17 protein-coding genes are annotated in these 24,216 nt (G+C 59.2%); 6 read left to right on the top strand and 11 right to left on the bottom strand.

Annotated elements, in window-relative coordinates; translation table 11 throughout:
- Positions 1-121 precede the first annotated feature (121 nt).
- Positions 122-2,203 (bottom strand): M13 family metallopeptidase, encoded by a 2,082-nt coding sequence (locus tag ACOBR2_RS07495; protein WP_420239403.1) that lies wholly within the window; start codon positions 2,201-2,203, stop codon positions 122-124.
- Positions 2,204-2,481: 278 nt separating this feature from the next.
- Positions 2,482-3,648: a PDZ domain-containing protein gene (locus tag ACOBR2_RS07500; protein ID WP_420239404.1), complete on the bottom strand. Its 1,167-nt coding sequence runs from the start codon at positions 3,646-3,648 to the stop codon at positions 2,482-2,484.
- Positions 3,649-3,897: 249 nt separating this feature from the next.
- Here ACOBR2_RS07500 and guaA point away from each other — a divergent pair, with 249 nt between their 5' ends.
- The gene (gene guaA, locus ACOBR2_RS07505) at positions 3,898-5,448 is read left to right on the top strand and encodes a glutamine-hydrolyzing GMP synthase (protein ID WP_420239405.1); all 1,551 of its coding nucleotides are present in this window, start codon (positions 3,898-3,900) and stop codon (positions 5,446-5,448) included.
- A 216-nt stretch (positions 5,449-5,664) separates the two neighbouring features.
- Here the strand turns inward: guaA and ACOBR2_RS07510 are convergent, their stop codons facing one another.
- Together ACOBR2_RS07510 and ACOBR2_RS07515 are read right to left on the bottom strand one after the other, a co-directional pair.
- On the bottom strand, positions 5,665-5,922 hold the full coding sequence (locus ACOBR2_RS07510; protein WP_420239406.1) for a hypothetical protein: 258 nt from the start codon (positions 5,920-5,922) through the stop codon (positions 5,665-5,667).
- A 139-nt stretch (positions 5,923-6,061) separates the two neighbouring features.
- Positions 6,062-6,280, bottom strand: a complete 219-nt coding sequence (locus ACOBR2_RS07515) for a hypothetical protein (protein ID WP_420239407.1) — start codon at positions 6,278-6,280, stop codon at positions 6,062-6,064.
- Between the two features lie 584 nt (positions 6,281-6,864).
- Between ACOBR2_RS07515 and ACOBR2_RS07520 the strand changes: the two genes are divergently transcribed.
- Complete coding sequence (locus ACOBR2_RS07520; protein ID WP_420239408.1) at positions 6,865-8,151, top strand: homoserine dehydrogenase; 1,287 nt, start codon at positions 6,865-6,867, stop codon at positions 8,149-8,151.
- A gap of 199 nt (positions 8,152-8,350) precedes the next feature.
- On the opposite strand, the gene ACOBR2_RS07525 is transcribed toward ACOBR2_RS07520, so the two are convergent.
- From ACOBR2_RS07525 to truA, 3 genes are all read right to left on the bottom strand, one after another.
- Positions 8,351-9,601: a M20/M25/M40 family metallo-hydrolase gene (locus tag ACOBR2_RS07525; RefSeq protein WP_420239409.1), complete on the bottom strand. Its 1,251-nt coding sequence runs from the start codon at positions 9,599-9,601 to the stop codon at positions 8,351-8,353.
- 120 nt (positions 9,602-9,721) lie between these two features.
- A complete protein-coding gene (locus ACOBR2_RS07530; protein ID WP_420239410.1) occupies positions 9,722-10,738 on the bottom strand; it encodes a pectinesterase family protein in 1,017 nt (338 codons plus the stop codon).
- 521 nt (positions 10,739-11,259) lie between these two features.
- Positions 11,260-12,138: a tRNA pseudouridine(38-40) synthase TruA gene (gene truA, locus ACOBR2_RS07535; protein ID WP_420239411.1), complete on the bottom strand. Its 879-nt coding sequence runs from the start codon at positions 12,136-12,138 to the stop codon at positions 11,260-11,262.
- 279 nt (positions 12,139-12,417) lie between these two features.
- Between truA and ACOBR2_RS07540 the strand changes: the two genes are divergently transcribed.
- Entirely contained in the window at positions 12,418-14,520 is a 2,103-nt protein-coding gene (locus ACOBR2_RS07540; RefSeq protein WP_420239412.1) for a TolC family protein, read from the top strand.
- A 382-nt stretch (positions 14,521-14,902) separates the two neighbouring features.
- On the opposite strand, the gene aroA is transcribed toward ACOBR2_RS07540, so the two are convergent.
- Positions 14,903-16,204 carry a 3-phosphoshikimate 1-carboxyvinyltransferase gene (gene aroA, locus ACOBR2_RS07545; protein ID WP_420239413.1) on the bottom strand — a complete coding sequence of 434 codons (1,302 nt, stop codon included), beginning with the start codon at positions 16,202-16,204 and terminating at the stop codon, positions 14,903-14,905.
- 426 nt (positions 16,205-16,630) lie between these two features.
- On the opposite strand from aroA, the gene ACOBR2_RS07550 reads away from it, so the two are divergent.
- Entirely contained in the window at positions 16,631-18,202 is a 1,572-nt protein-coding gene (locus ACOBR2_RS07550; RefSeq protein WP_420239414.1) for a hypothetical protein, read from the top strand.
- A gap of 2 nt (positions 18,203-18,204) precedes the next feature.
- On the opposite strand, the gene ACOBR2_RS07555 is transcribed toward ACOBR2_RS07550, so the two are convergent.
- The 3 genes from ACOBR2_RS07555 to ACOBR2_RS07565 all read right to left on the bottom strand — a co-directional run bounded on the left by ACOBR2_RS07555 (position 18,205) and on the right by ACOBR2_RS07565 (position 22,412).
- Positions 18,205-20,016 (bottom strand): SpoIIE family protein phosphatase, encoded by a 1,812-nt coding sequence (locus tag ACOBR2_RS07555; RefSeq protein ID WP_420239415.1) that lies wholly within the window; start codon positions 20,014-20,016, stop codon positions 18,205-18,207.
- Between the two features lie 99 nt (positions 20,017-20,115).
- Entirely contained in the window at positions 20,116-20,871 is a 756-nt protein-coding gene (gene deoC, locus ACOBR2_RS07560) for a deoxyribose-phosphate aldolase (RefSeq protein ID WP_420239416.1), read from the bottom strand.
- A gap of 272 nt (positions 20,872-21,143) precedes the next feature.
- Positions 21,144-22,412 (bottom strand): MFS transporter, encoded by a 1,269-nt coding sequence (locus ACOBR2_RS07565; protein ID WP_420239417.1) that lies wholly within the window; start codon positions 22,410-22,412, stop codon positions 21,144-21,146.
- A 70-nt stretch (positions 22,413-22,482) separates the two neighbouring features.
- Between ACOBR2_RS07565 and ACOBR2_RS07570 the strand changes: the two genes are divergently transcribed.
- Together ACOBR2_RS07570 and ACOBR2_RS07575 are read left to right on the top strand one after the other, a co-directional pair.
- Positions 22,483-23,397, top strand: a complete 915-nt coding sequence (locus tag ACOBR2_RS07570) for a LysR family transcriptional regulator (protein ID WP_420239418.1) — start codon at positions 22,483-22,485, stop codon at positions 23,395-23,397.
- A 399-nt stretch (positions 23,398-23,796) separates the two neighbouring features.
- Positions 23,797-24,036 (top strand): hypothetical protein, encoded by a 240-nt coding sequence (locus ACOBR2_RS07575; protein ID WP_420239419.1) that lies wholly within the window; start codon positions 23,797-23,799, stop codon positions 24,034-24,036.
- Positions 24,037-24,216 lie beyond the last annotated feature (180 nt).

Here is a 24,216-nt window from a genome sequence, read left to right on the forward strand (position 1 = left end):
CCATGGTCATGTTAGCACGATTCGGGGTTTTCGCTGATTTTGGGGGCTTGATCGGATAAAAAACGGCCGCATCCAAAAGAACAGGATGCGGCCGTTTTGTGGTGCTGTATTGCAAGTTGTTTTACCAGACGCGGCAGCTCTTGACGGGCATCATGGGCTGGCCGACCTTGCAGCCGAAGGCCTTTCCGAAGCTGTCAAAGTTCTGCACCGTGCCGTTTACGCGCCACTGACCGGGCGAATGCGGATCGGTGAGTGCGGACTGGCGGGCCGACTGCTCGGTCTGATTCTGGCACCATACCTGGGCGAAGCCGATGAAGTAGCGCTGCGCCTCGGTGTAGCCGTCGATCTTGTCGTCGATGGTCTTGCCTTCGGCGGCGAGGGTGTCCAGCAGGGCCAGGTAGGCGATGCGCAGACCGCCGTTGTCGGCCGTGTTTTCGCCAAGCGTCAGCTTGCCGTTCAGCTTCTGGGCGGGCGTATCAGCGCGGGCCGGAGCAGCCTCAAAGCCGGAGTACTCGTCCACTTCGCACTGGGTGCGCTCTTCAAAGGCCTTGCGGTCGGCGGGCGTCTGCCACTCGCGCAGGTTGCCGTGGCCGTCGAACTGCGAACCCTCGTCATCGAAGCCGTGGGTCATTTCGTGGCCAATCACCACGCCAATGCCGCCAAAGTTGACCGCCGGATCGACCTTGAAGTCGAAGAAGGGCGGCTGCAGAATGCCGGCCGGGAAGTTGATGTCGTTGAAAGAGGGATCATAGTAGGCGTTGACGGTGGGAGGCGTCATGCCCCATTCCTTCTCGTCCACCGGCGTGCCCAGCTTGGCGTAGTTGTAGTTGCGTTCGTAGATGGCGGACTGGTGCGTGTTCCCCACCAGATCGTTACGGCTGACCTTGACGCTGGAGTAGTCGCGCCACTTTTCGGGGTAGCCGATCTTCTGGCGGAAGAGGGAGAGCTTTTCGAGCGCGGCCTTCTTGGTTTCATCGCTCATCCAGGGCAGCGTTTTGAGGTCGTCGCCGAGCGACTTTTCGAGCGCGGCCACCAGCTTTTCCATGCTGTCCTTGGCGGCGGGCGGGAAGTTCTGCTTGACCCAGTCCTGGCCCACGGCCTCGCCGAGAGCGCCGTCGGTCATCGACGAGCACATCTTCCAGCGGTCTTCGGGCTGCTTCTGGCCAGCCAGAGTGCGGGAGAAGAAGTCGAAGTTTTCGTCAAAGATGGCCTTTGAAAGCAGGCGGGCCTGTCCGTGCAGGGCCTGCCAGCGCAGATAGCTCTTCCAAGCATCGACCGGCTCGCTCTTCAGCAGACCGTCCAGCGACTTGAAGAAGTCAGGCGTGCCCACGTTGAGCGAGTCAAAGCCGCCAATGCCGATGGACTTGAAGTAGATGCTCCAGTCGAACTCCGGCGTCAGCTTGGCCAGATCGGCGGTGGTGTAAATGTGATAGGTGGCGACGGGGTCGCGCATCTCGGTGCGGCTCATCGAAGCCTTGGCGAGGGCGGTTTCAACCTCCAGGACAGCGGTGGCGTCCTTGGCTGCCTGCGACTGGCTTTCGCCAGCCAGCACAAACATTTTGGTGACGTGCTCCACGTACTTGGCGCGGATAGTCTTGAAGCGCTCGGTGTCTACCAGATAGTAGTCGCGATCAGGCAGCGTCAGGCCGCCCTGGGAGAGCTGGGCAATCTGTTTGCTGGAGTCCTTTTCGTCCTGTCCGACGCCAAACTCGAAGAAGCCGTCGGGGGTTCCGGTGTTCTCCAGTTCGCTGAGCAGGGCGGGCAACTGCTTGACGCTGGTGAGCTTGTCGATGCGGCTCCAGGAGGGCTTGATGGGCTCGGCACCCAGCTTGTCGGCTGCGGTGGTGTCCATGCAGGCGGCGTAAAAGTCACCGTATTGCTTCTGCAGCGGCGACGTGGGGGCCTTGGAGGCGGCATCCAACTCTTGCCAAAGCAGGTAGCGGTTGCGCTCACCTACCAGCGAAAAGGAGCGGCTCCAGCGCGTTTTGTCCGACGGGATGGGGTTGTTCTTCTTCCAGTTGCCGCAGGTGTACTGGTAGAAGTCCGTGCAGGGGTCCGCCGTGGTGTCGATGGCCGTGGCGTCGAAGCTGGTGACATTGGCTGGCGGCTGAGGCACACTAGCCCCGCTGGGCTGCTGCGCCATCGCTATACCGGCCGGGATCAGACCAAGCGAAAGCAGGCAGAGAGTCTTGAAGGTTTTCATCGTTGCTCCTGGTCCAGAGATTTGAGGCGGGGAGACGGGTGAACTCCCGAAGGCGCTGTCATGCTGCTCTAGACTATTCCGCCATTGTAGTGCTCCGGCGATTAAAAACAACCAGATAGAGGGCAAAATCATCCCGGAGAATGAGAAAAGAAAAAGGCGGACTGAAGCCCGTCTTGCCTGAATGCGTGTTTGTTGAGAAGGCTGAGCAGAAAAGCCAATTCCATGGGCAGTAGGAATGAATCATCCCTCTGGAGTTGAAGCCCTCACTCATTTGCCGATCAGAAGCTTTCCGGTACCTGTAGCTTGATGCTTGCTCCCGCCCGCCAGATGGTCAGCGTGGAGAAGGGGGTGGCCAAGCGCTTGCGGAAATCATCCATGGAGACGATTTTAACGCCGTCTATTTCCAAAAGAATATCGCTGGCCTGTAGCTTGATGCTGTCGGCTAGTCCTCCGGCATCGACACTCTGCACGAAGATTCCGCGGGTTTCAGCCAGTAGGGCGGCATGGGCATCTTCGTCGGTGGCGGCCCGGACGCGAATACCCAGTTTGACGCCGCCCTGCGGTGGGGATGTCGGGGTGGCAGGGGCTGGATGTCCGCTGTCGATTTGCGCGGCCAGAGCAGCCGCCCGGGCCTGCAGATCCTGTGCGGCGGCAGGGCTGAAGGCTGGTTTGACGGCCACTTCAAACTTGATCGGAGCGCCGTTCCGCAGCGCATCCATGTGTACGGTGCAGCCCTCGGGGTGGGCGTTCAGGCATTTCACGGCCATCTGGCCATAAATGTCCCCGTGGTAGGGTACGCCCTCCATGGCGGTCAGAATGTCACCGGGTTGAATGCCCGCCAGCGCGCCGGGCGAGTTCGCATCCACGGCCGTGATTCGGCGCGCGTCTCCCAGCTTCAGCTTTTTCAGTTCTTTAGGGGAAGGACTTTCCCAGGCGAGGTCGGCCACGGCCACATGGGTGTTGCCGCTGGCCACGGCCAGGGTCAGAAGAGCGTCCATCAGCATGTGATCCTGCGGCACGTCGGGGGTGCTCAGCATGTCGCACGAGTTGTTGGTCGCGCAGACGTAGACATTTCCGTCGGCGTAGCGCAGCGAGTCCAGTTCAGCGTACTGCAGGCTGAAGGTGGCGCTGTACTGGTAGGGAACCGAGACGGGGGCGTTGTAGCCGCCGCCCCAGGACCAGAAATATTGCGTTCGCTGCACCACGCCCGACTGGGAAAAGAACATTTGCACGCCGGTACGGGAGACGTTCACGCGGTCAGCCCCGCCGTAGCTCCCGTAACTTACATGGGGGGCCAAAAACTGGAGTTTGTCGGCCGCGTCGGTGACCGAAGGCAGCAGATGCGGCAGGTAGTACGTGGGCGGGTGGGGGTGAGGAGCGGAAGGTTTTTTCTCGGCCAGGGCTGAGGGTGCGAGGAGGAGGAAAAGCGAAAATGCGAAAGGCATGAAACACAGAGGAGTTTTCATGAGAGTTCCTTTCAGGCGGAAGGGCCATCCCGAGTTGCCCGGTTCCGGCCGCAATTTGGCAGGAGCCGGGCTTTGGAATCCATGGAAATTTGCAAGCGAGTATATTCCCGGACAAACTCTTTGGCCAAGTGGATTTGTGGTTTTTGCTTGTTCCTCCCTGGACTTTTCCAGCTTAGCTGACCACTGGAGCAGCTTTACAGCCCGGCTCAGGCCTGACACACTCAATATGTGGCCACACAAACCATTGTCATCCTCGATTTCGGTTCGCAATACACGCAGCTGATCGCCCGCCGCATCCGCGAACAGAACGTCTTTTCGGTCGTTCTGCCCTGTACGGCTCCGCTGGCGGAGATTCAGTCTTATAGCCCGCTCGGCATTGTTTTGTCGGGCGGTCCCTCGTCGGTGTACGACGCCGATGCCCCGGCCGCTGACCCCAAGGTGCTGGAACTGGGCCTGCCCGTGCTGGGCATTTGCTACGGCCTGCAGTTCATCGTGCACAATTTGGGCGGCAAGGTTCGTCCGGCTCCCAAGCGCGAGTACGGGCACGCGGAAGTCACGCTCGAAGATCGCTCCACGCAGCTGTTTGCCGGCCTGCCGGAAACCATTGCCGTGTGGATGAGCCATGGCGACGAAGCCATCGCACTGCCGGAGGGCTTCCATCGCACTGCCGTCACCAACAACGCTCTGGCTGGCATTGCCAACGAGCAGCGCCGCATCTGGGCCGTGCAGTTCCACCCGGAAGTGCATCACACCCCGCTTGGCTCTGAGCTGATCAAGAACTTCGTCTTCAAGGTCTGCCAGGCAGCGGGTGATTGGACCCCGGCTCACTTCATCGAGAGCTCCGTGCAGCAGATCCGGCAGAAGGTCGGCGACGGCCACGTGATCTGCGGCCTCTCCGGTGGCGTGGATTCATCGGTAGCCGCCATGCTGGTGCACAAGGCCATCGGTACGCAGCTCACCTGCATCTTTGTGAACAACGGTGTTCTGCGCAAGAACGAGTTCCAGAGCGTGCAGGACAATCTGCGCGACAAACTCGGCCTGAACATTGTGGCCGTGGACGCCAGCGAACGCTTCCTGTCGAAGCTGGCCGGTGTTACGGATCCCGAGAAGAAGCGCAAAATCATTGGCGCGGAGTTCATCGCCGTGTTTGATGATGAGGCCAACCGCATCGCCAAGCAGACCGGCGGCGTGGACTGGCTGGTGCAGGGTACGCTTTACCCCGACGTGATTGAATCGTCGAGCGTAAAGGGCCCCAGCCAGACCATCAAGAGCCACCATAACGTGGGCGGCTTGCCGGATCACATGAAGCTCAAGCTGATTGAGCCTCTGCGCGATCTGTTCAAGGACGAAGTGCGCCGCATTGGCCGTGACATGGAGATGCCGGAAGACGTGCTCGGCCGCCAACCCTTTCCGGGTCCGGGCTTGGCCGTGCGCATCCTTGGCGAAGTTACGTCCGACCGCGTAACCCTGCTGCAGAACGCCGATGAGATTGTGGTGGCTGAAATCAAGGCTGCCGGACTCTACTCGTCGATTTGGCAGAGCTTTGCCGTGCTGTTGCCGGTAATGAGCGTGGGCGTGATGGGTGACCAGCGCACTTATGCCTACACCTGCGCGGTGCGCGCCGTGAACTCGGAAGATGGCATGACCGCTGACTGGTCGCCGATCCCCTACGAGGTGCTCAAGCGCATCAGCAGCCGCATCGTCAACGAAGTGCGCGGCATCAACCGCGTAGTCTACGACATCACCAGCAAACCCCCCGGCACCATCGAGTGGGAATAGGGGTGTTTCTGTAAACTGTTGAATTTAAAATGACAGAAAACTTGCGCGGAAATTGCGCAAAAAATGCGCCGAATCCTTGGATTTCGGCGCATTTTTTGTAACTTACAGAGCGATTCACGCAGAAAACGAATTATCGGAGGTCGTAGTGCTGAAGAGAAACTCTAGTAGTAAAAGCCTCGGCACGAAGCCGGGGCTTTTACTGCGCTGGTAGCGATGCTACTTGTTCTGTGCTGCTTCTGGAACAAGTGCTGCCGGTTCGGTTGCTACCGAATCAGTTTTTTCCACTTTCGTTCGTTTACCACGCTTGGTTGTCGTAGGTTCGCCGTTAATCTCTGCCAGTTGTGCCTTCGCTTCTGTGAGTTTGAATTCGAGTTCTGCAATGTTTGCAGTCAACTCTTCGACTGCTTTGGTTTTCAATTCGTCCATCCTTTTAGTTAACGATTTCAATTCTTCGATTGCACTTGCATCGGTCATGGGTCTCTCCTTTTAACAATCGTTTCGCCAAACTACGAGAAAAAGTTTCCGGTATTGGCCGCCGTTTTCGACTGCATGCCGCAATAGGCACTTGTCTACGGACATGTGCTAGAGCATTTTCGGAATACATATAGACTTTTTAAGGGGCTTGCAAGGTGCCTTTTTCTTGATGAAAAAGGCACTTAGCATCCTGCTTTCGGTCTACAGCAATTCCGAAAATGCTATAGGGGTGCGCATAATAACGTGTAGAGCTTGTCAGCGCTGGAGCGCTCTGGTAGTGTTCGTGTTCATCGGTAAACTCGTCGTGCCAGCACGCCAGACGGCTGGCAAAGCGCATATATACGCGGCGGGAATGCATACCGGCAGTATAGCGCAAAAAGCGAAAGCAAAGCGAAACCGTCAAACTGTTCTCGACGGTAAAACTTACATATCATTTAGAACATATCGCAATGCGCTCATACTAAAAGGTTTGCATCGATAGTTTTGTTGGGCTTTATCGTGTAGGCGTGATTTGCCATCAAGGCAGAGCGCGGCCTTTGGCTCCGGAAGAAGTGCTTCTCCGCAAAGAATTCCGTGCTTTACCACGAAGCAGGACGGATCGGCGCAAGCGGTCCTTGCAGCCTTGAAGGGATTGCTACAATTACGGCGAAGGCAGTGGGTGGATTTTCAGATGCGCAAAGGCACATAGCATTCTGTGCCTGTCTGTTCCCGATCCTGCCGCGGGATGGCGCAAACGCGCCTCGATGCAGCGCAGCCGGGCCAAGAACGATTGCTGCGCTTCCGACAAAAGGGGCCACCTTCAGCGGAGGGTTGCCCCTTTTGCTGTATCTGCCGCAGGAAGTGCGCTGTAGCGCGGTGCTACAGGAACGGCTTCGGGTATCATCGTAACAACGCACCATCGATTCTCTATTTTTCGCAAACCTCCGAACAAAGGATAGTCCCGTGTCAGACGCCAAGATCGCCTCCGCCGCCTCCATCTCGCAGCCCGATCGTCCGCTGCGCATTGCCTTGTTTGGTTTTGGCACCGTGGGCAGCTCGGTGGCCCGGATTCTGGTTGAGGCCAAGCCTGCGGGAATGGAACTGGTGCGTATTTACAACCGCAACGTGGCGCGCAAGCGTGTGGACTGGATTCCGGAGAGCGTGGAGTGGACAGAAGACGCCGCCGCCGTGCTCCGGGCCGACGATGTGGATGTGATTGTGGAGCTGATGGGCGGGCTTGATCCGGCCGGACGCTGGGTGCGTACGGCGCTTGATGCGGGCAAGAGCGTGGTGACGGCCAACAAGAAGCTGATCGCGCTGGAAGGCGTGTCGCTTGAAAAGCTGGCCGCTGAAAAGGGTGGACAGCTGAAGTTTGGCGCGGCTGTGGCCGGCGGCATTCCGGTGATTCCCGGCATTGAGCAGGGCTTGGCTGGCGACCGCATCCAGAGCATTCTGGGCATTTTGAACGGTACCTGCAACTTCATTCTGAGCAGCATGGAAAAGGGCGCGGACTACGCTCCGGTGCTGGCCGATGCGCAGGCCAAGGGCTATGCCGAGGCTGATCCGACGGAGGACGTGGGCGGCTTTGACGCCCGCTCCAAGCTGGCCATTCTGATGCGGCTGGCGATGCGCGTCATCATCAACCCGGAAGAGATTGCGCCGCAGGCCATCACCGCGGTTTCAGCGGTGGACTTCAGCTATGCCGCTGATCTCGGCTGTACCATCCGTCAGGTGGCGCGGGCGCAGGTGAAGAACGGCACGATTGCCGCCACCGTTGGCCCAATGCTGGTGGATCGTCGTTCGCCGCTGGCCTGGTCGCGTGGCACGGAGAACATGGTTGTGCTCAACGGCCGTTATGGTGGCGATGTGGTCTTCAGCGGCCATGGCGCGGGCGGCCATCCTACGGCTGTTGCCGTGGTCAGCGATCTGGTGGCACTGGCGCACGGTTCTCTGCGGGTGCAGATTCCGGCGGAAAAGGCCCAGGTGGACGCGGAGTTTGAAGTGCCACACTATGTCCGCTTCAAGGTGGCCGATCGTCCCGGCATCGTGGCTGAAATTACCGGCGCACTGGCCAAGGAAAAGATCAACATCCGCGCCATTGTGCAGAAGGCTGGCTACCCGGAGCAGGCGCTGCCCTTCGTGGTGACGGTGGAACCCTGCAAGAGCTCCACGCTCAGGCGCGCGCTGGAGGCGATCCGTACCATGGACTGCCTGATCGATCCGCCGCTTGATCTGCAGATGCTGGAGTAGTCGGCGAGCAAATTTCAGAACCAAAGAAAAGCCCCGCGTTGGATTCACTCCAGCGCGGGTTTTTCTCTTTTTACAGGCAGATTGGTTTTATAGCAAATCCAGAGTTTCCGTGGGGGCGCGAAGAAGGTGCCAGGTGCAGTTTTCTTGAGGAAAACTGCACTGGAAAGCATCGACTCGCACTACACCAACTCTGAATTTTCTATAATTCGGCGGCCCATTCCACCATGGAAAGCGTAAGCAGCAACACGCGTTTCAGGCCGGTTTCGCGGTCGCGGTCGGAGTACCATTCGCTGACCGTGTGGGCTCCGCCGCCTTCGCCGCCCGCGCCCATGGAAAGCGCCGGAATGCCGAGCGAAAGCGGAATGTTGGCGTCGGTGGAACCCAGCCTTTGTTCGCTGCGCAGGCCCAGATGGCGGTCCACAGCCAGCAATGCGGCCAGCAGGGGAGAGCCTTCGGGCAGAAATGCGGCGGGACGGTCGCCGATGCGGGCAATCTGGAAGGTGAGCGGCTTGCGCTTGATCGCCATGGCCTTCTGGTTGGTCTGTCCCACGGCGTTCTCCACGGCGCGGAAGAGCGCCACTTCCAGCCGCAGCAGTTGGTCGGGACTGGTGGAGCGCATGTCCACCGAGGCTTGCACCGACTCGGGAATGGCGTTCACGCTGGTGCCGCCCCGGATGGTGCCCAGATTGATGGTGGTGACGGGATCGGCGGGCAGGGGCGTATCGGCAAAGTGTGCCAGTGCCGAAGAGAGCGTGGCAATGGGGTTGGGATTGCCCGCATCGGTAAAGCTGTGGCCGCCGGGGCCCTGAATCGTTACCTGAAAACGCCGGCTGCCGAGCGCGCGGGTGACGGCCGTGTCAGTGCCTGCGCCATCCAGAATAACGTGCGCTGCAATGCGTCCGGCCAGCGGATGGCTCTGGTAGAGATAGCGCACACCACGCAGATCGCCTTCGCCCTCTTCGCCCACATTGCCCATGAAGATGAGCGGCGCGGCCAGTGCGATTCCTGACTGCTTGAGCGCGTGGGCGATGGCCAGAATGCCAATAACGCCCGCGCCGTTGTCGCAGACGCCGGGAGCACGCAGTGTATCGCCTTCCAGCTGTGGCTTGAGCGGAGTGCTGGCTGGGAAAACAGTGTCCAGATGTGCCGACAGCACCACCACTGGCCCCGTGCTTTCGGGCGGCAGGGCGGGCGCGGGCAGCCAGCCGTACACATTGCCCACCGCGTCGGTTTCAATCCGCTCCAGACTTGCCTCGGCAAAGCGCTCGGCCATCCATATGGAGCGGGCCTGTTCGCCGAAGGGCGGCGCGGGAATGGAGGTCACTTCGGCCTGCCAGTCCATCATGGTTTTGGGGTTCTGGTGCAGCCACTGAAAGGCCGCATGCACTGGCCTGAGCGCGGCCAGCGCGGTTACGCGTGCAAATGCTGCGGTGCGCTTCTGCAGATTCATCAAGACGCATCCAGAGTAACAGGATTGACGTATTTTAGCGCGGGGGCGTGAGAACATACCCTGCGTCGACTCTGGATGCGGACGGTCTGGCCGGAGATGTGCGTCCCCGGCCAAATGAAATTAGTCCACCGTGGTCGGTTCCCAGCTATCGGAGCCGGCCAGGAAGGTGTTGGCTGCGTACTGCGAAGTCTCGGAGGAGGTGAGGTAGACGGCATACGACTCGCGCTTCTTGCTGGTGTAGCCAGAGGCGCCGGTGCCGGTCGAGCCGTACTCGGCATAGTCGGCAGTGTCCAGATAGGCCGTGCTGGAGGACCACTCGATCCAGCCGGCCGTGGCAATGGGCGCGGTCATGGCGGTGTCGATGAAGATGACCTTGGAATACTTGTTCCAGGGGCGGCCCAGATAGTCGTTGGTCTGGCTCGATGAGGCTGCTTCAACGGTGCAATTCAGAAAGACGAAGCCGCTCAGGTAGTTGGTGAACAGACGCCGCTGCGCGGTGATCGTCGTTTCGCCACTGGTGCTGCTGTTTTCGTCGATCATGATGGTGCTGTCGGAAAAGACCGCCGCACTGTCGCCAAAGATGAAGTCCACATTGCCCTCAATGTAGGATCCATAGACGTACTGGCGGCTGGCAGTGCAGGTCGTGCTGCTGCAGCCCTGGCTACCCAGGTAAAGCGTGTCCTGGCGGCCGATCAGGCGCACATCGCGCATCACCACGCGGTCAGCAACCACATACATGGCCAGCGCCGGCACACGCGTGTTGCCTTCGGTCGTGTTGGTGTTTTCCACCTCGATGTTTTCCATAAAGAAGTTGGTGGCGGCCGTGGTCACGATGAGCGTGGAAGAGGCCTCGTCGGTGGAGTTCGAGCTAGACAGATCGTCATAGAGGATGGTGGAGGCGGCGCTGCTGCCTTCGCCGATCAGTCGCACATCGGGCTTGCTGATGGTGACTTGCTCCTTGTACGTACCGGCGGTCACTTCAATGGTTCCACCGGTGGAGGGCAGGGCATTCACAGCGGTCTGAATGGTGCTGTAATGGCTGGTTCCCGAGCCGCCAACGTAGACGGTGGTGGCATAGGCGGGGGTGATGGCCGCAGCTGCCAGAAGCAGGATTCCGCGGAGGGTAGAGCTACACATGTGAATCTCCTTTTGCGTGTGGGTCAGTGTTTCAAGGCCACAAAGGTCTGACCATCGCGCGAGTGCATGACTCGGGATGGGGGACGTTCGCCGTCTTGTGCATGAGCAGCGCCCCATACAGAGGGAGGGGAATGGAGCTCTGCGTAAGTTGTCGAAAAATTAACACATGGAAGAGAGAGTTGGGAATGGAAAAATAACTCAGGAGTTATTGCTGAGTATTTGCAGGGAAACTGTGGAGATAGTTTTTAGGGAGGGAAAATTGTGTCCGAGAAGGTGGAGAGGTAGGACCTTTAGGAGGGTGGTAAATCAGTACTATTACAGCTCGGGTGCTCCACCCTTTTTTCAGCCAGCTCTCCTGAGCGAGCGCAGGGAGTCGAAGGATCGGCGGTTGTTTTTTCCTCTGCATCCATGAAGGTTGGCTCCAAGGACACACAGCTTCCGCGAAAGATCCGCAGCCAGTTCTGGTCCATAAAAAGGGGAGACAGAAGAGGCTTCAAGCTCGGATGGAGCGTGGGCTGGTCCTACTCTAGCGCTTCGTCCTGGGGACGGTACTCGACCGAGTGCAGGAAGAGCCCGCGGGCCGGGGCCGTGGGTCCGGCTGCCGAGCGGCTGCGGGCGGCCAGAATTCGCGGTATGTCTTCGGTCTTGAACTTGCCCCGACCGATCTCCAGCATGGTTCCAACCAGATTGCGGACCATGTGGTGCAGGAATCCGTTACCACGCACGCGATAAATCAGCAGCGGACCGTCGGAAGATTCGGCCTGGCTCCAGGTGGAAGAGAAGATCGTTTTGATGGTGCTCTTCTGCTTGCCGTCGTTGATCTGGCTGCCGGGGTTTTCACGCGTGCCCAGGTCAGGATCGCTGGCGGCAAAGCTCAGAAAGTCGTGCTGGCCTACGAAGGCCTGCGCGGCCTGCTGGAGGGCGTCAAAGTCCATGGGCCAGCGGCTGGCGTAAACGTAGCGGGCCAGAAACGGCGGGCAGAGTGCGGCGCGAAAGATGCGGTACTCATACGTTTTGGCCTGCGAGCTGTGGCGCGCATGGAATGTGTTGCGTACGATTTTGGTTTCGATCACGCGGATGGACGGGGGGAGCTTCCCATTCAGTGCCCGGTGCAGGTTGGAGGCGGGAATGTGGGTGGAGAGCGGGAAGCTGGCCACCTGGGCGAGGGCGTGCACACCGGCGTCGGTGCGACCCGAGCCCTGAGGCAGAGGAGCTTCGCCTACGATGCGGCCAAGAGTGGCCTGCAGTTCGCCCTGTACGGTGCGTTCGCCGGGCTGCACCTGCCAGCCCTTGAAGTCGGTTCCGTCGTAGCTGAGGGTAAGCTTCCAGTTCTGCTGGCCAGGGGCGACGGTGGGGGTAAACTCAGGCTGAGCGGCGGCGTTCTGAATCGGGTCGGTCATTGAATGGTTCCGTTCCTCAGGTTAAACGATCCAGCTCCTGGCTGGAACCCGTGCCCGGCTGGGATATACTCAAGCATTCGCAGGGTAGATCCGCATGGGCCAAAACAGAATTTGCCTGGAATCGGGAACCGGCAGCCTGGTGGGCGCGTATAGGTGAGTGAGCCAACGGACGGATCTGGAAGTGATCCTGTAAATTCGAAACTCAATGCGTCTTAATCAGTCCGGCGGACGTCAGGAAGAGTGGCACCCTGTTTGCCCGAAACATTCGTGGAGAAAAGCATGCAATTGGATCGTAGAGGTGTGTTGGCAGAGCAGGAGTCCGGGACGGTGAGCCCGGCCCGGATGCGGAAGCAGAGCGGAGGGCGTTTGCGCGCCGTAGCCGCGATTTTGCTGACCGCTTCATCTTGTATGCCTGGTGGTTTCGCTCAGAGTCCGGCTGGAACCACGGGCCCCGACAAGGCGGCTTCCGACCTGCCGGTTGCGCCTGCGCCGCAGGCCAGCGAGCCGTTTTCGTTGCGCACCACGCAGCGGGATTTTTCGCGGCCTTTCGTGGGCTGGCGCGGTAATCCCATCCGGCGCTTTACGCCGACCTCCATTGAGAAGGCCAGCTTTGTGAACTCCGTCCGCCTGAACGATATGGTGCGGGACGGCAAGATCTATCTGAGCCTTTCAGATGCGCTGGCGCTGGCACTCGAAAACAACTACGACATTGCCATTGCCCGCTATGATCTGGACATTGCCGACACCGACATTCTGCGCGCCAAGACCGGCGCCACGTTATTGGGCGTTTCCACCGGCATTGTTTCGAATACGCTGGGCGGCGCTTCATCGACCTCGTCGACGGGCGGCGGTCCGGGCGGCACCACGGTAGGTTCGGGCGGAGCCGGTTCAGGCTCCAGTGGTCTGACCCTGACCACGGCCGGAGCTGGCCCCGCGCCGGAGAGTCTGGACCCCGTCGCGACGGCGGCCATCTCTTTCGATCGCGATCATGCGCCTTCCACCAGTTTTTATACTGGTGGCACCAGCTCGACCAACCAGTATAACTTCACGCTGAATCAGGGTTTTGTGACTGGTACCAACCTGGCGGTGGCCTTCAACAACGAGTATGCTTCTTCGTCGAATGCCGTGAATCTGTTCAGTCCCGAGCTGTCTTCTACCTTCAAGGTGACCGTGACCCAGCACCTGCTGCAGGGAGCTGGCATCTGGGTGAACAAGCGCTTCATCTATACGGCGCAGAACAACCGCCGCATTACCGACAGCTCCTTCCGTCAGCAGATTCTGTACACCGTCAACCAGGTGGAATCGATCTACTGGGGACTGGTGCAGGCCTATGAGGATGTGCAGTCCAAGGAACGCGCTCTGGCGCAGAGCGGCAAGCTGCTGGACGACGACAAGAAGCAGTTGGAGATAGGCACCATGGCTCCGCTGGATGTGGTCAACGCCGAGTCGACCGTGGCCAGCGACAAGCAGGCTTTGATCAGCGCTCAGAGCTCGCTGAACTATCAGCAGCAGATCATCAAGCAGGCCATCGCCCGCAATCTGAATGATCAAGCTCTGTCGACCGCGCCGGTGATCCCCACCGACCGGGTGAGCCTGGAGCCGATTCCAGAAGAGAATCAACCGCTGGAGGATCTGGTGCAGACGGCCTTCCAGCAGCGTCCCGAGCTGGAGCAGGCGATTCTGACCCTGCGTAATGACGAAATCACGCTGAAGGGCGCGCGCAATGCCTTGCTGCCCACCTTCGACGTCAATGCCTACTATCAGGGGCAGGGCGTAGCGGGAAAGATCAACCCCTATTGCGCCAGCAGCGGTTATTACACGGCCAGCGAATGCGCGCAGGCTTCCTCGGGCTATGGCTCTGACTTCAAGGGAACCTTCAACGATTCGGCTCCCGACAAGGGGATCGGCTTCAACATCAGCATTCCGCTGCGCAACCGCGAGGCGCAGTCGGTGCAGGCACGTTCGCTGATGGAGTATCGTCAGGCCGAGCTGCGGCTGGAACAGCTCTACACGCAGATACGCATGCAGGTGGTAAACGCCCGTTTTGCTCTGTCGAATGACCGTGCGCAGGTAGAGTCGGCGCAGGCCGCCCGCGACTACGATCAGCAGAGTCTGGATGCTGAGATCAAGAAGCTGCATCTGGGCGCTTCGACTACGGCCAATGTGCTTATGCAGCAGCGTAATCTGGCCACGGCCGAGGCCAACCTGATTGCAGCCCATGCCTCTTACGCTAAGGATCGCGCTGGCCTGTACCAGTTGCTGGCCACTACGCTCAAGCACTATGGCATCAACATGGAGGACGCCGCCACCGCTCAGGTGAAGGCGGCTCCGCTGGTACCGGGTGTGCAGGCGGTCAAGGCGGAAGCTCCCGCTGCCAAGTAATTTAAACCAAAACCAGAAAAACCCCCGGCCAACGCTGCCGGGGTTTTTCTGTTGCAGGCAAAGGGATGTTTTGAAAGGCCCGGATTGATCCGGGCCGCAAAGTGAACCAAAGAGGATTGGCGAAAGTCCTCATTTATTTTGCGGTAATTACGGCACGACTAAAGTCATGCCCTGACACAATGCCCTCAGGGAAAGAGTTTTCCCGCAGCCTGTAAAACCGGGACCTTTCAAAACAGGTTCAAGAAAAAACCGTGCCGTAGACAGAACATTGGCTGACGCAAAGCGTCTTGCTTTAGCAAGAAAAAGGCTGTACCGGCCTGAGTAAAGGTCGATACAGCCTCGATTCGCATAACATAATTAGCTAGAAGCTAGAAGCAGCTTTCTACCGTTCTGCGATTCTGTCGAGCAGGTCGAAGAATTCGGGGAAGCTGATGTTGGCCGACTCCGCGCCCTGAATCAGCGTTTCACCCTCGGCCCGCAGAGCCGCCACGCTGAAGGCCATGGCGATGCGATGATCGCTGCCCGAGTCAATGGTGGCGCCGTGCAGCGTCTGGCCGCCGGGTACGTCCATGCCGTCCTCGTACTCCTCCACCTGAGCGCCCATGGCACGCAGATTTTTGACCGTGAGGGCGATCCGGTCCGATTCCTTGACGCGCAGTTCCTTGGCGTCGCGGATGCGAATGCCGCCGCGGGTGAAGGGCGCGATGGCGGCCAGTACCGGCAGTTCGTCAATGATCTGGGCGGCGACTGCGCCACTGATTTCGGTGCTGCCCAGGCCCTCGGCCGGAGCCGAAGCCTGCACTACGCCTACCAGTTCGGCGTTCTTCTCTTCCAGGTTCAGCACGTTGATCTTCAGGCCGAGCGAGGTGAGCACGTCCAGCAGCGAGGCGCGGGTCGGGTTCAGACCAAGCGAATCGAGTACCAGATTGGAGCCCGGAAAAAGGGCGGCGGCGCACAGGAAGAAGGCGGCCGACGAAATGTCGCCGGGAACCGCCGCATCAATGGCGTGTAGCTTCTGCGGACCGCTGACGGAGACCGAATTCTGCGAGCGCTCCACGGTTGCGCCAAAGGCGCGCAGAGCCAGTTCGCTGTGGTCGCGTGTACGCAAGGCCTCGCGTACGGTGGTGGTTCCGACGGTCTGCAGGCCGGCCAGCATGACGCAGCTTTTTACCTGGGCGCTGGGCACCGGCGTGGTGTAGTCGATGGCCTTCAGGTTGCCGCCCACAATGGTCAGCGGCGCATGGCCGTCGGTCAGGGTGAGCTTGGCGCCCATCGCCTCCAGGGGCTTGCGGATGCGCTCCATGGGACGGCGGCTGAGCGATTCGTCGCCGATCAGCGTAAAGGTGCCTTCCTGGGCCGCCAGCAGGCCACTCATCATGCGCATGGTGGAGCCGGAGTTGCCGCAATCGAGCGGCTCGGCGGAGGGCGTTACACGACCACCAATGCCGGTCACTTCCACCGAGTTTTCGCCGGTTTTGACGACCTTCGCTCCGAGCGCCTGCATGCAGGCCAGCGTCGAGGCGCAGTCCGCGCCCGAGGAAAAGTTGGTAAAGCGCGAGGTGCCCTCGGCAAATGCGCCGAGCATGCCGTAACGATGGCTGATGGACTTGTCGCCGGGCAGACGTACGCTGCCTGCAATGTTGCGCGCCGGGCGGATGAGGCGTTCCTGAACCGTAGTATGCAAGGGAGCTCCATGGATGAACCGGTGGCAGAACTTCTGTTTCTTCGGCTGGATGGCTTTAGCTAGCATTTTCTCTGGAAAACACTGCCTGAAGCATGCGTTTCGGGCACAGAAACTCTGGAATCGGTGTAGACGATCTTTTCCAGTGTAACGAATCGGGGAGGAGAAAATCTTCCTGTCTGTTCAGGAAGCGATTCTTCCTGCATTTTTAGCCGTGATGTGAGGGCATTTTCTTGAGGAAAATCCTTCCAAAGCGTATCGTTTTCAAGGAAGGCTATTCTGAAATTTGTGCTCTAAAAGGGTCGGAAATTCACTGGCTTGCTGGCCGTCGGCATACATCCGGCTGCCGCTGGTTTGGATCTTGTCCCGATGGCATGAAATTTCAGGTCTTCGAGAGAAAAATATCCAGGAAGGCGTTGAAAGCGGCAGATGAAAGCAGGAAAGCGTACGGGACGGATTGGGTTGTATCTGACAGCAGTTTTCATTCTGGGGTACAGCGCCGCTCTGGCTGCTCCGCGTCACGCCACAACCGCCACGCTCAGTGCGAACAGCCGCGCGCTTTTTGCCACGGCCATGCAGTGGGGCGATCAGTACTACGATCCGCAGACCAGCCTGTGTGCGGAGCCAAAGGCTCCGGGGCCGTTGCCTGCCAATCCGCATTCCCTAGAGAACGACGGCACAAAGTTTTTCATGGTGCGTGAGTCCAGTTGGTATGCCGCGGGTCTGCTGTTGCGGGATGCTGCGGGGGATCGGGAACGCGCGGCCCAGGTGCTCAGCGCGGTACTGGACCAGCAGTTTCATGCGCCGGGCAAGGTGTGGGATGGGACTTTCCGCCGCTCGCCCAACGAGCCCGACCCGGCGGATCATCCCAGCCGCTGGAGAGGCTACGATCCTAACTGGCGCGTCTTTATTGGCACAACGTTTGCGCTGATCCTGAATGAGTACCCGGATCGTGTGCCGGCAGCCTTGCGCACACGCATGGTGGAGTCGATTGACTACGCGCTGCAGGGTGAGATGCATGAAGGCCGTTTGGAGCCTTCCTACACCAACATCGCGCTGATGTACGGCTACCTGCTCAGTTATGCGGCCGAGTATGGCGGCAAGCCGGAGTGGAAGTCGTTGGCCGAGCAGTGGCAGCACACTGTATACAAGCTCTACAAACAGCATGAGGCATTCAACGAGTACAACTCGCCGACCTATGCGGGGGTGGATTTGTACGCGCTGGCCCTGTGGCGCGATTACGGACTGACGGAAGAGACTCGCACCATGGGCCGCACCATGGAAGATGGCCTGTGGCGCACCACGGCGGCTTTTTACAATGCCAATCTGCGCAACATCGGCGGGCCTTACGATCGCTCCTACGGCATGGACATGCAGAGCTATGTGAGCGTCGAGGGGTTGTGGCTGCGTTTGGAGCTCAACGCGCAGAGTGCGCCGCTCGCGCGCTTCGATCCTCCGGTGGACCACAGCGCCGATGTGTGGATTGTGCCATTGCTGGTGGTGCTGGACGCGCGCATTCCCGAGGATGCGTTGCAGAGCTTTCGCAGTTTTTCCGGAGAGCACGCGGTACGGCGGCTGATCGAAGGAAAACGCGTGGCCACGGCCTGGATTGGCAAAACACTGATCTACGGCGGAGAAATCACCGGCCAGACGCGGCTGGTGGATGCGGAGAGCCAGTTTCATCCGGTAACCGCGCAGTGGCTCACTCCCACGGGGCGCATCGGCTGGTTAAACATTACGCGCACGCCGCCCATCGATGCTGAGGCAACCAAGCAGGGAATCGAGATTGCGACTCATCCGGGCAATGTGACCTATCGCATTATGGCTCCAGGAGTACGGGCTGGGGATCTGAGCGCTGGCCAGTGGAAGCTTGCCGGGCTCGATGTGAAGCTGGAGAGCGATGCGAAGGGCTTCAAGACCGAAGCAGGCGATGACTACGTGGACGTGACCTATGTGGGCGTGACGAAGATCCGCATGAGATTTACGCAGACACTGCAGTAATCTCAGCGGACCTTGAGCACGATGATGGTTTCGTCGTCGAAGCGTTCCTTGTTTCCCTGAAAGCGGGAGACGTCGGCCAGGATGGCGTCGGCGATGGCGCTGGCTGAGCCCATCGAGCGGGAGCAGAGAACTTCGGCCAGACGATCGGGGCCGTACATCTCATCCTTTTCGTTCTCGGCGTCGAGAATGCCGTCGCTGGCAAAGACGATCACGTCGCCGGGCGCGGCCTGTACGCTGAGCTGGTCATAGCTGACGTCGGGGAAGAGCCCCAGCGGAAAACCTTCTGCCTTGATGGTCTGCGCGTTGCAATGGCTGTAAAGAACAGGCTGCACGGCACCGGAGTTGGAGACGCTGAGTGTGCGGTTGTCGTCGTCCCACAGCGCAAAGAGCATGGTGACGTACTGCGATTCGAGCTTGCGCTCCTGCAGAGAGTTATTCAACTGAGTCAGCATCAGGGCCGGTTCGGGATGTTGCGCGGCAGCGGCCCGCATAATGCCGCTGACCATGGCGGCATAAAGCGCCGCCGGTGCTGCTTTGCCGCTTACATCGCCCAGAACGATAGCGGTGCGGTTCTGGCCGTATTCCACAAAGTCATAAAGGTCGCCGCCGATGGAGCGGGCCGGTAGAAAACGTACTGCCATCTCGGCGTTGTTCATCTGCGGAGCCACGGAGGGTAGCAGGCGCAACTGCACCTCGCGGGCCATGGTGATGTCGCGCTCCAGTTGCTGCTCCTGCAGGCGCACGGCCTGATAGAGCTTGGCGTTTTCAATGGCGATGGCCACCTGCGCGGCCAGTGTGGTCAGCAGCTTCTGGTGTTCGCCGGTGAAGTAGTTGGGGCGCGTGTGCTCCAGATCGAGTACGCCGATGATGCGTCCCTTGTAAAAGAGCGGCGCGGCCAGAATCGAGCGGGTTTCCGGATTGATGTAGAGAAAACGCGGATCCTGTGTCACATCGCCCACGTTGATCACACGCCACTCGCGTACGGCTGCGCCCACCACGCCGCTGTTGACGGGGATGCTGCGTTGCGGCGCGTCGGTTGTGCCAAAGCGCCAGGCATAGCGCGTTACCAGCGTTTCGCCCTTTTCGTCGAGCAGCATTACGCTGAACATCTGGTAGTCGATCAGGCGGCGCAGCAGTTGGCCCACGCGTTCAAGCAGCGGACCAAGATCGAGAATCGAAGCTACCTCAATTGAAATTTCATTCAGCACTTCCAGCGTCTGCGCCTGACGGGAGACGCGCGTGTACAGGCGGGCGTTTTCAATGGCCGTGGCAATGCGCGAGGCGGTCAGCGTGAGCAGCCGCAGATGCTCGGGCTGGAAGTAGCCAGCCACTTCGCTTTCAATGTCGATGACGCCGATCAGCCGGTTTTTGGCGATCAGCGGCACGGCCAGTTCGGAGCGCACTTCAGGGTTGGCCTCAATGTAGTTTTCTTCGGCCAATACATCGTTGACCAGCATTGCCTTGCGGGTGATGGCCACTTGCCCCACGATGCCCCTGCCAACCGGAAAGCGCATCCGCTCGATCTGCGGCGTATGGCCAATCTGAAAGCGCATGCGCAACTCGTTGGTGCGGTCGTTTAGCAGCATGATGGCGAAGATGCGGTAGTGAATGACGGCGCGCACCAGCTCGGAGGTGCGGGTCAGCAGGGTCTGCAGATCGAGCGTGGTGTTCAACGTCTCGGCCAGCCGCATCAGGTAGGCCTGATCGGCACTTTCGACCACAGCGTTGACCGGATCCAGCGACGTGGTGGCCGCGGGTCTGTAATCGCCCTCGTAGTCTGAGCCTTCCGGAGTTTTAGGAGACGTTGTTTTCATTGGCTTGATGGGAATGATAGCGCAAGCGGACGAGGGCAAACAAAAACCTTCGTCCGCGAGGTGGGTTCAATGGGAAGATCAGCGGAAAACAGGCGGCGTTTACTTTGCGCCAAGTTCGCGGACGATGGCCACCGAGGCGGAAGCGCCAATGCGGCTTGCACCGGCTTCCAGCATGGTGCGCACGTCGGCCAGGGTGCGAATGCCGCCCGAGGCCTTGACGCCGCAACGCGCTCCGGCTACACCGCGCATCAGCGAAACGTCTTCTGGTGTTGCGCCGCTCTTGGCAAAGCCGGTGGAAGTCTTTACAAAGTTGGCTCCGCAGGCAATAGCGATTTCGGTCGAGCGCAGCTTTTCCTCGGTGTTCAGCAGGGCGGTTTCCAGAATCACCTTGAGCAGGGATCCTCGCGCATGCGCCACCTGCGCGGTGGAGCGGATGGCGTTTTCCACGGTCTGATAGTCGCCGCTCTTCAGGTGCCCGACGGGCAGAACCATGTCGAGTTCCTTGACTCCCAGGCGGCTGAGCATTTCGGCCTCCTGGCGCAGGGTGCTTGCCAGCGACGCGCCCAGCGGGAAGCCGATGACCACGCCGACGGGAACACCGGTTCCGGCCAGCAGGCTGACGGCGGTCGCGGCCCAGGCCGGATTTACCATGGCGCAGGCAAAGCGATATGTGGCGGCCTCGCTGCACAGGGTTTCCACCTGGCTGCGGGGGGCCTCGGGCTTCAGCAGCGTGTGGTCAATGACGGCGGCCAGATTCTGCCAGCTGCTGAGGGTGTGTGCGGCAAAGGCGGCCACGTCAAAGCTGCCGTGGTCAAATTCAAGATCAGAGGCGGAGATGGGGGTAATCGCTGCCATGGAACGAGAAAGCTCCTTCTTGTGTTGCGGTCAAAGCGGAACGCGGAAGGGCCAACGCCGGTGCGTCCCAATATTTAAGTATAGTCGGGGAGCAGGCTGGAAAGCGTAAAACCTGCGCGCAGAAAAGAGCCTCTCCTGTAGTAGAGAAGAAGCTCTTGGAATCAAAATCGTTTGTCAAAGAGAGAGGAAAGTGTTGCCTCTGAGATCTGTTCTTGAGTATGTACGGAATTTTTAGCTCGGCGTGAATTTTTTCTGCGGAACCGGTACTCGCCTCAGCGACGCATCTCCAGGGTGAGCGCAAAGACGCCGTATTCGAAGCGGTAGCGCCTCGGCTTACGGGAGTTTTGTTGCGCGGAATCCAGTGCCTGACTCTTCCAGAAGAGAAGCGCATTGACGGCTGAGGCCAGCAGAACCAGGGCGATCAGCAGTACGCAGCCCGTCCAGCCAAAACGACTCCAGAAGATTCCGGGAACGGCCGCGCCAAAGCTGCCGCCCAGGTAGTAGGCGGCGACATAAAGTCCGACGGCGGCGGCTTTGGAGTGGCTGGCGGCCACGCCAATGTAGGAGCTGGCGGATGATTGCCCCACAAAAATCCCGGTGCAGAAGAGAGCCAGTCCCACAAAAATGGCGGGTACAGAGGGAAGCAGCGTAAGCAGTACGCCCAGCAACGCCGTCAGCATGGAGAGGGCGAAGGTCTTGCGCTGGCCCAGGCGGTCAATCACGCGGCCGGAAACCGGGCTGAAGGCCACGCTCAGCAGATAGACCACAAAGATGCGGCCGAGTGCGGCGGGGCGCATGTGAAACGGCGCTCCAGCCAGACGGAAGTTTACGTAAGTGAAGATGCCCAGCAGAGCAAACAGCACGCAGAAGCCGGCTGCGCAGGTTGAGAGCAGGGCTCGGTTGCGCAGATGGCCCAGCATGGCGCGGGAGAGGCTTGCCTCGCTCTTCTCCTGATGTTGTTCGACGGGCAGCAGACGCCAAAGCAGCAGAGCGCCGATCAGATTGCAGAGGCCGAGGACGAGAAACGTCTTGCGCCAATCGCCGTAATCGGCAATCAGGGCGGCCAGCGTGCGGCCCACAAAGCCTCCGCTGACGGTTCCACCCACGTAATAGGCCATCGCTGAGCCGGCGCCCTTGCGCCATTCCTCGTTGATGTACGTGACGGTGAGCGCGAAAACTCCGGGCGTGAACAGGCCGACGAGAAAGCGCCAGACCATCAGTTGAGAAAAACTGGTTGCCGTGGCGGCCATCGCAGTGGGAAACGCCAGCAGCAGAGCGGAAAGTACGATCAGACGCTTGCGTCCCCAGCGGTCAGAAAGTGTGCCCACCAGAGGCGCGATCAGCGCCACGGCGATGGTGGAAATGCTGATCAACTGGCTGATCTGGCCGGCCGTTTTGCTGAAGTGGGTCGCCAGCTCAGGTAGCATCGGCTGTGGAGCATAAAGGCCCAGAAACGCACAAAAACCAGCAATCACAACGGCTGCAAGTCGGCGTCTTTCCAGGGGCTGAGTTGGATGAGTATTTCCACCTGCAGGGAACATGCACCCATTGTGCGCCGAAGCGAATGATCTGTAAAATATATGAAACTCTATTGAGTGATATCTTTTATATATGGTTGAGATTCGTCTTTACCGCTACTTTGTGACGCTTGCGGAAACCTTGCACTTTGGCCGGGCGGCGGCAATTCATCATATTGCGCAGCCTCCATTCAGCCAGCAAATTCAGAAGCTGGAGCGCGATCTGGGCGTGGAACTCTTCCGGCGCAATAATCGCCGTGTAGAGCTGACGGCGGTGGGCGCGATCTTTCTGGTGGAGGCTCGGCGTACGCTGGAGGCCGCGGAACGGGCCGAGCAGGCTGCCCGTCTGGCCAGTCAGGGACGCATTGGGCGCATCGCCATCGGGATGATCAGCTCGGCCTCTTACGAGGACATGATTTCCGCCATTGTGCGGCGCATGATGCAGCGCTATCCCGGCGTGGACATTGCCTTGTTTGAGATGACGACGCCCCAGCAACTGCGTGCGCTGGAAAGCGGCGAAGTGCAGATTGGTTTTGTGCGGCCTCCCGTGGTGGAGTCGGTTTTTGCCACCTGCACGGTGCGGCGTGAGCCGTTGCTGCTGGCTCTGCCCACCTCGCATCGACTGGCAGGATCCAAACGAGTGCCGCTGCAGCTACTGGCCAACGATCCCTGGGTGATGCTGCCCTCCGACATGGGACTGGGCTTTTACGAGCAGGTGTTGGGCGAGTGTCTGAAGGCTGGATTCACGCCGGAAGCGCATCAGGTGGCCACGCAGATTCACACTGTGATTTCGCTGGTGGCGGCAGGACTTGGCGTTACGCTGGTGCCGGCCTCGGTCAGCAGCCTGCGCCGCTCCGGTGTGGTCTATCTGCCGCTGCAGGAGGATCCGGATCCAGTGGAAACTATTGCCGTGTGGATGCCCTCGCGGGTGTCGCCGCTCTTGCGGAATTTGTTGAACGTGATCAATGAAGTGGCGGCGGAATACAGGACAGACGATCACGTGTACTAGAGACCTGGGGAACGTCAATAGGCCCTAGACAATCCAGACTGCTAACCCCGGTGTTTTCCTGCGCGTTAGGTGGGGTATTTCCCGGGCGATCTCATGTCATTTCGTAAAAGATTTCCTGCATTGAATGTTTCAATAAAGAAAAAATTTATCCGCGATTTTTCTTCCTGTAACTAAAATTGTTCATGCCGTGAAAAATAGAAAGTCCCTCAAAAACGGATTTTTAAGTGGCGAATAGAGAGATGTTTGCAAAATGTGAATTTTAAATTTGACAACCGTTGCAAGCAGCAGCTAAAAATATCGTCGCCATAGTGGTAATACCACTCGGTGATTTAGAAGACAGGAAAAACCGTCGTGCAGGTGTGGCTTTTACGCTAGAATGACGGTTCACTCATTGATTGGATGAATCAAGTTGGTAGGGAATTCGAGCGGAAGATATTCGCCCAGATTCTGCCCTATTTAATGATTTTTCCTTTAAATCAAGAGAAAAACGTCCTCTGGCGGGGAAGGCCCGGGGTCGTTACGGCGAAATTCAATGGATTTCGTCAGGTTGCGTCAAGTGCGGGCTGGAGCCGTACCGCGCAACTGCTTCCCGGAGGTAAGACCACAAACCATATTCTCGGCGAGCTTATCGCGGAATAAAGGTAGATGTGGTCAGACCGAACGCGCAGAGGTTGAAGCGTTTTTGGAACGGATTTAGACCGAAAAATGGCGGACAAATGCCATTTTTATCAAGAAAAAGGCACTTTGCAGGCTTCTTGAAAAGTCTAGGTGTATTCCGAAAATGCTCTAAAGCGGCTGGAAATATATCCAGTCGGCTGG

The organism is Telmatobacter bradus (assembly GCF_048629425.1).
Lineage (GTDB): Bacteria > Acidobacteriota > Terriglobia > Terriglobales > Acidobacteriaceae > Telmatobacter > Telmatobacter bradus.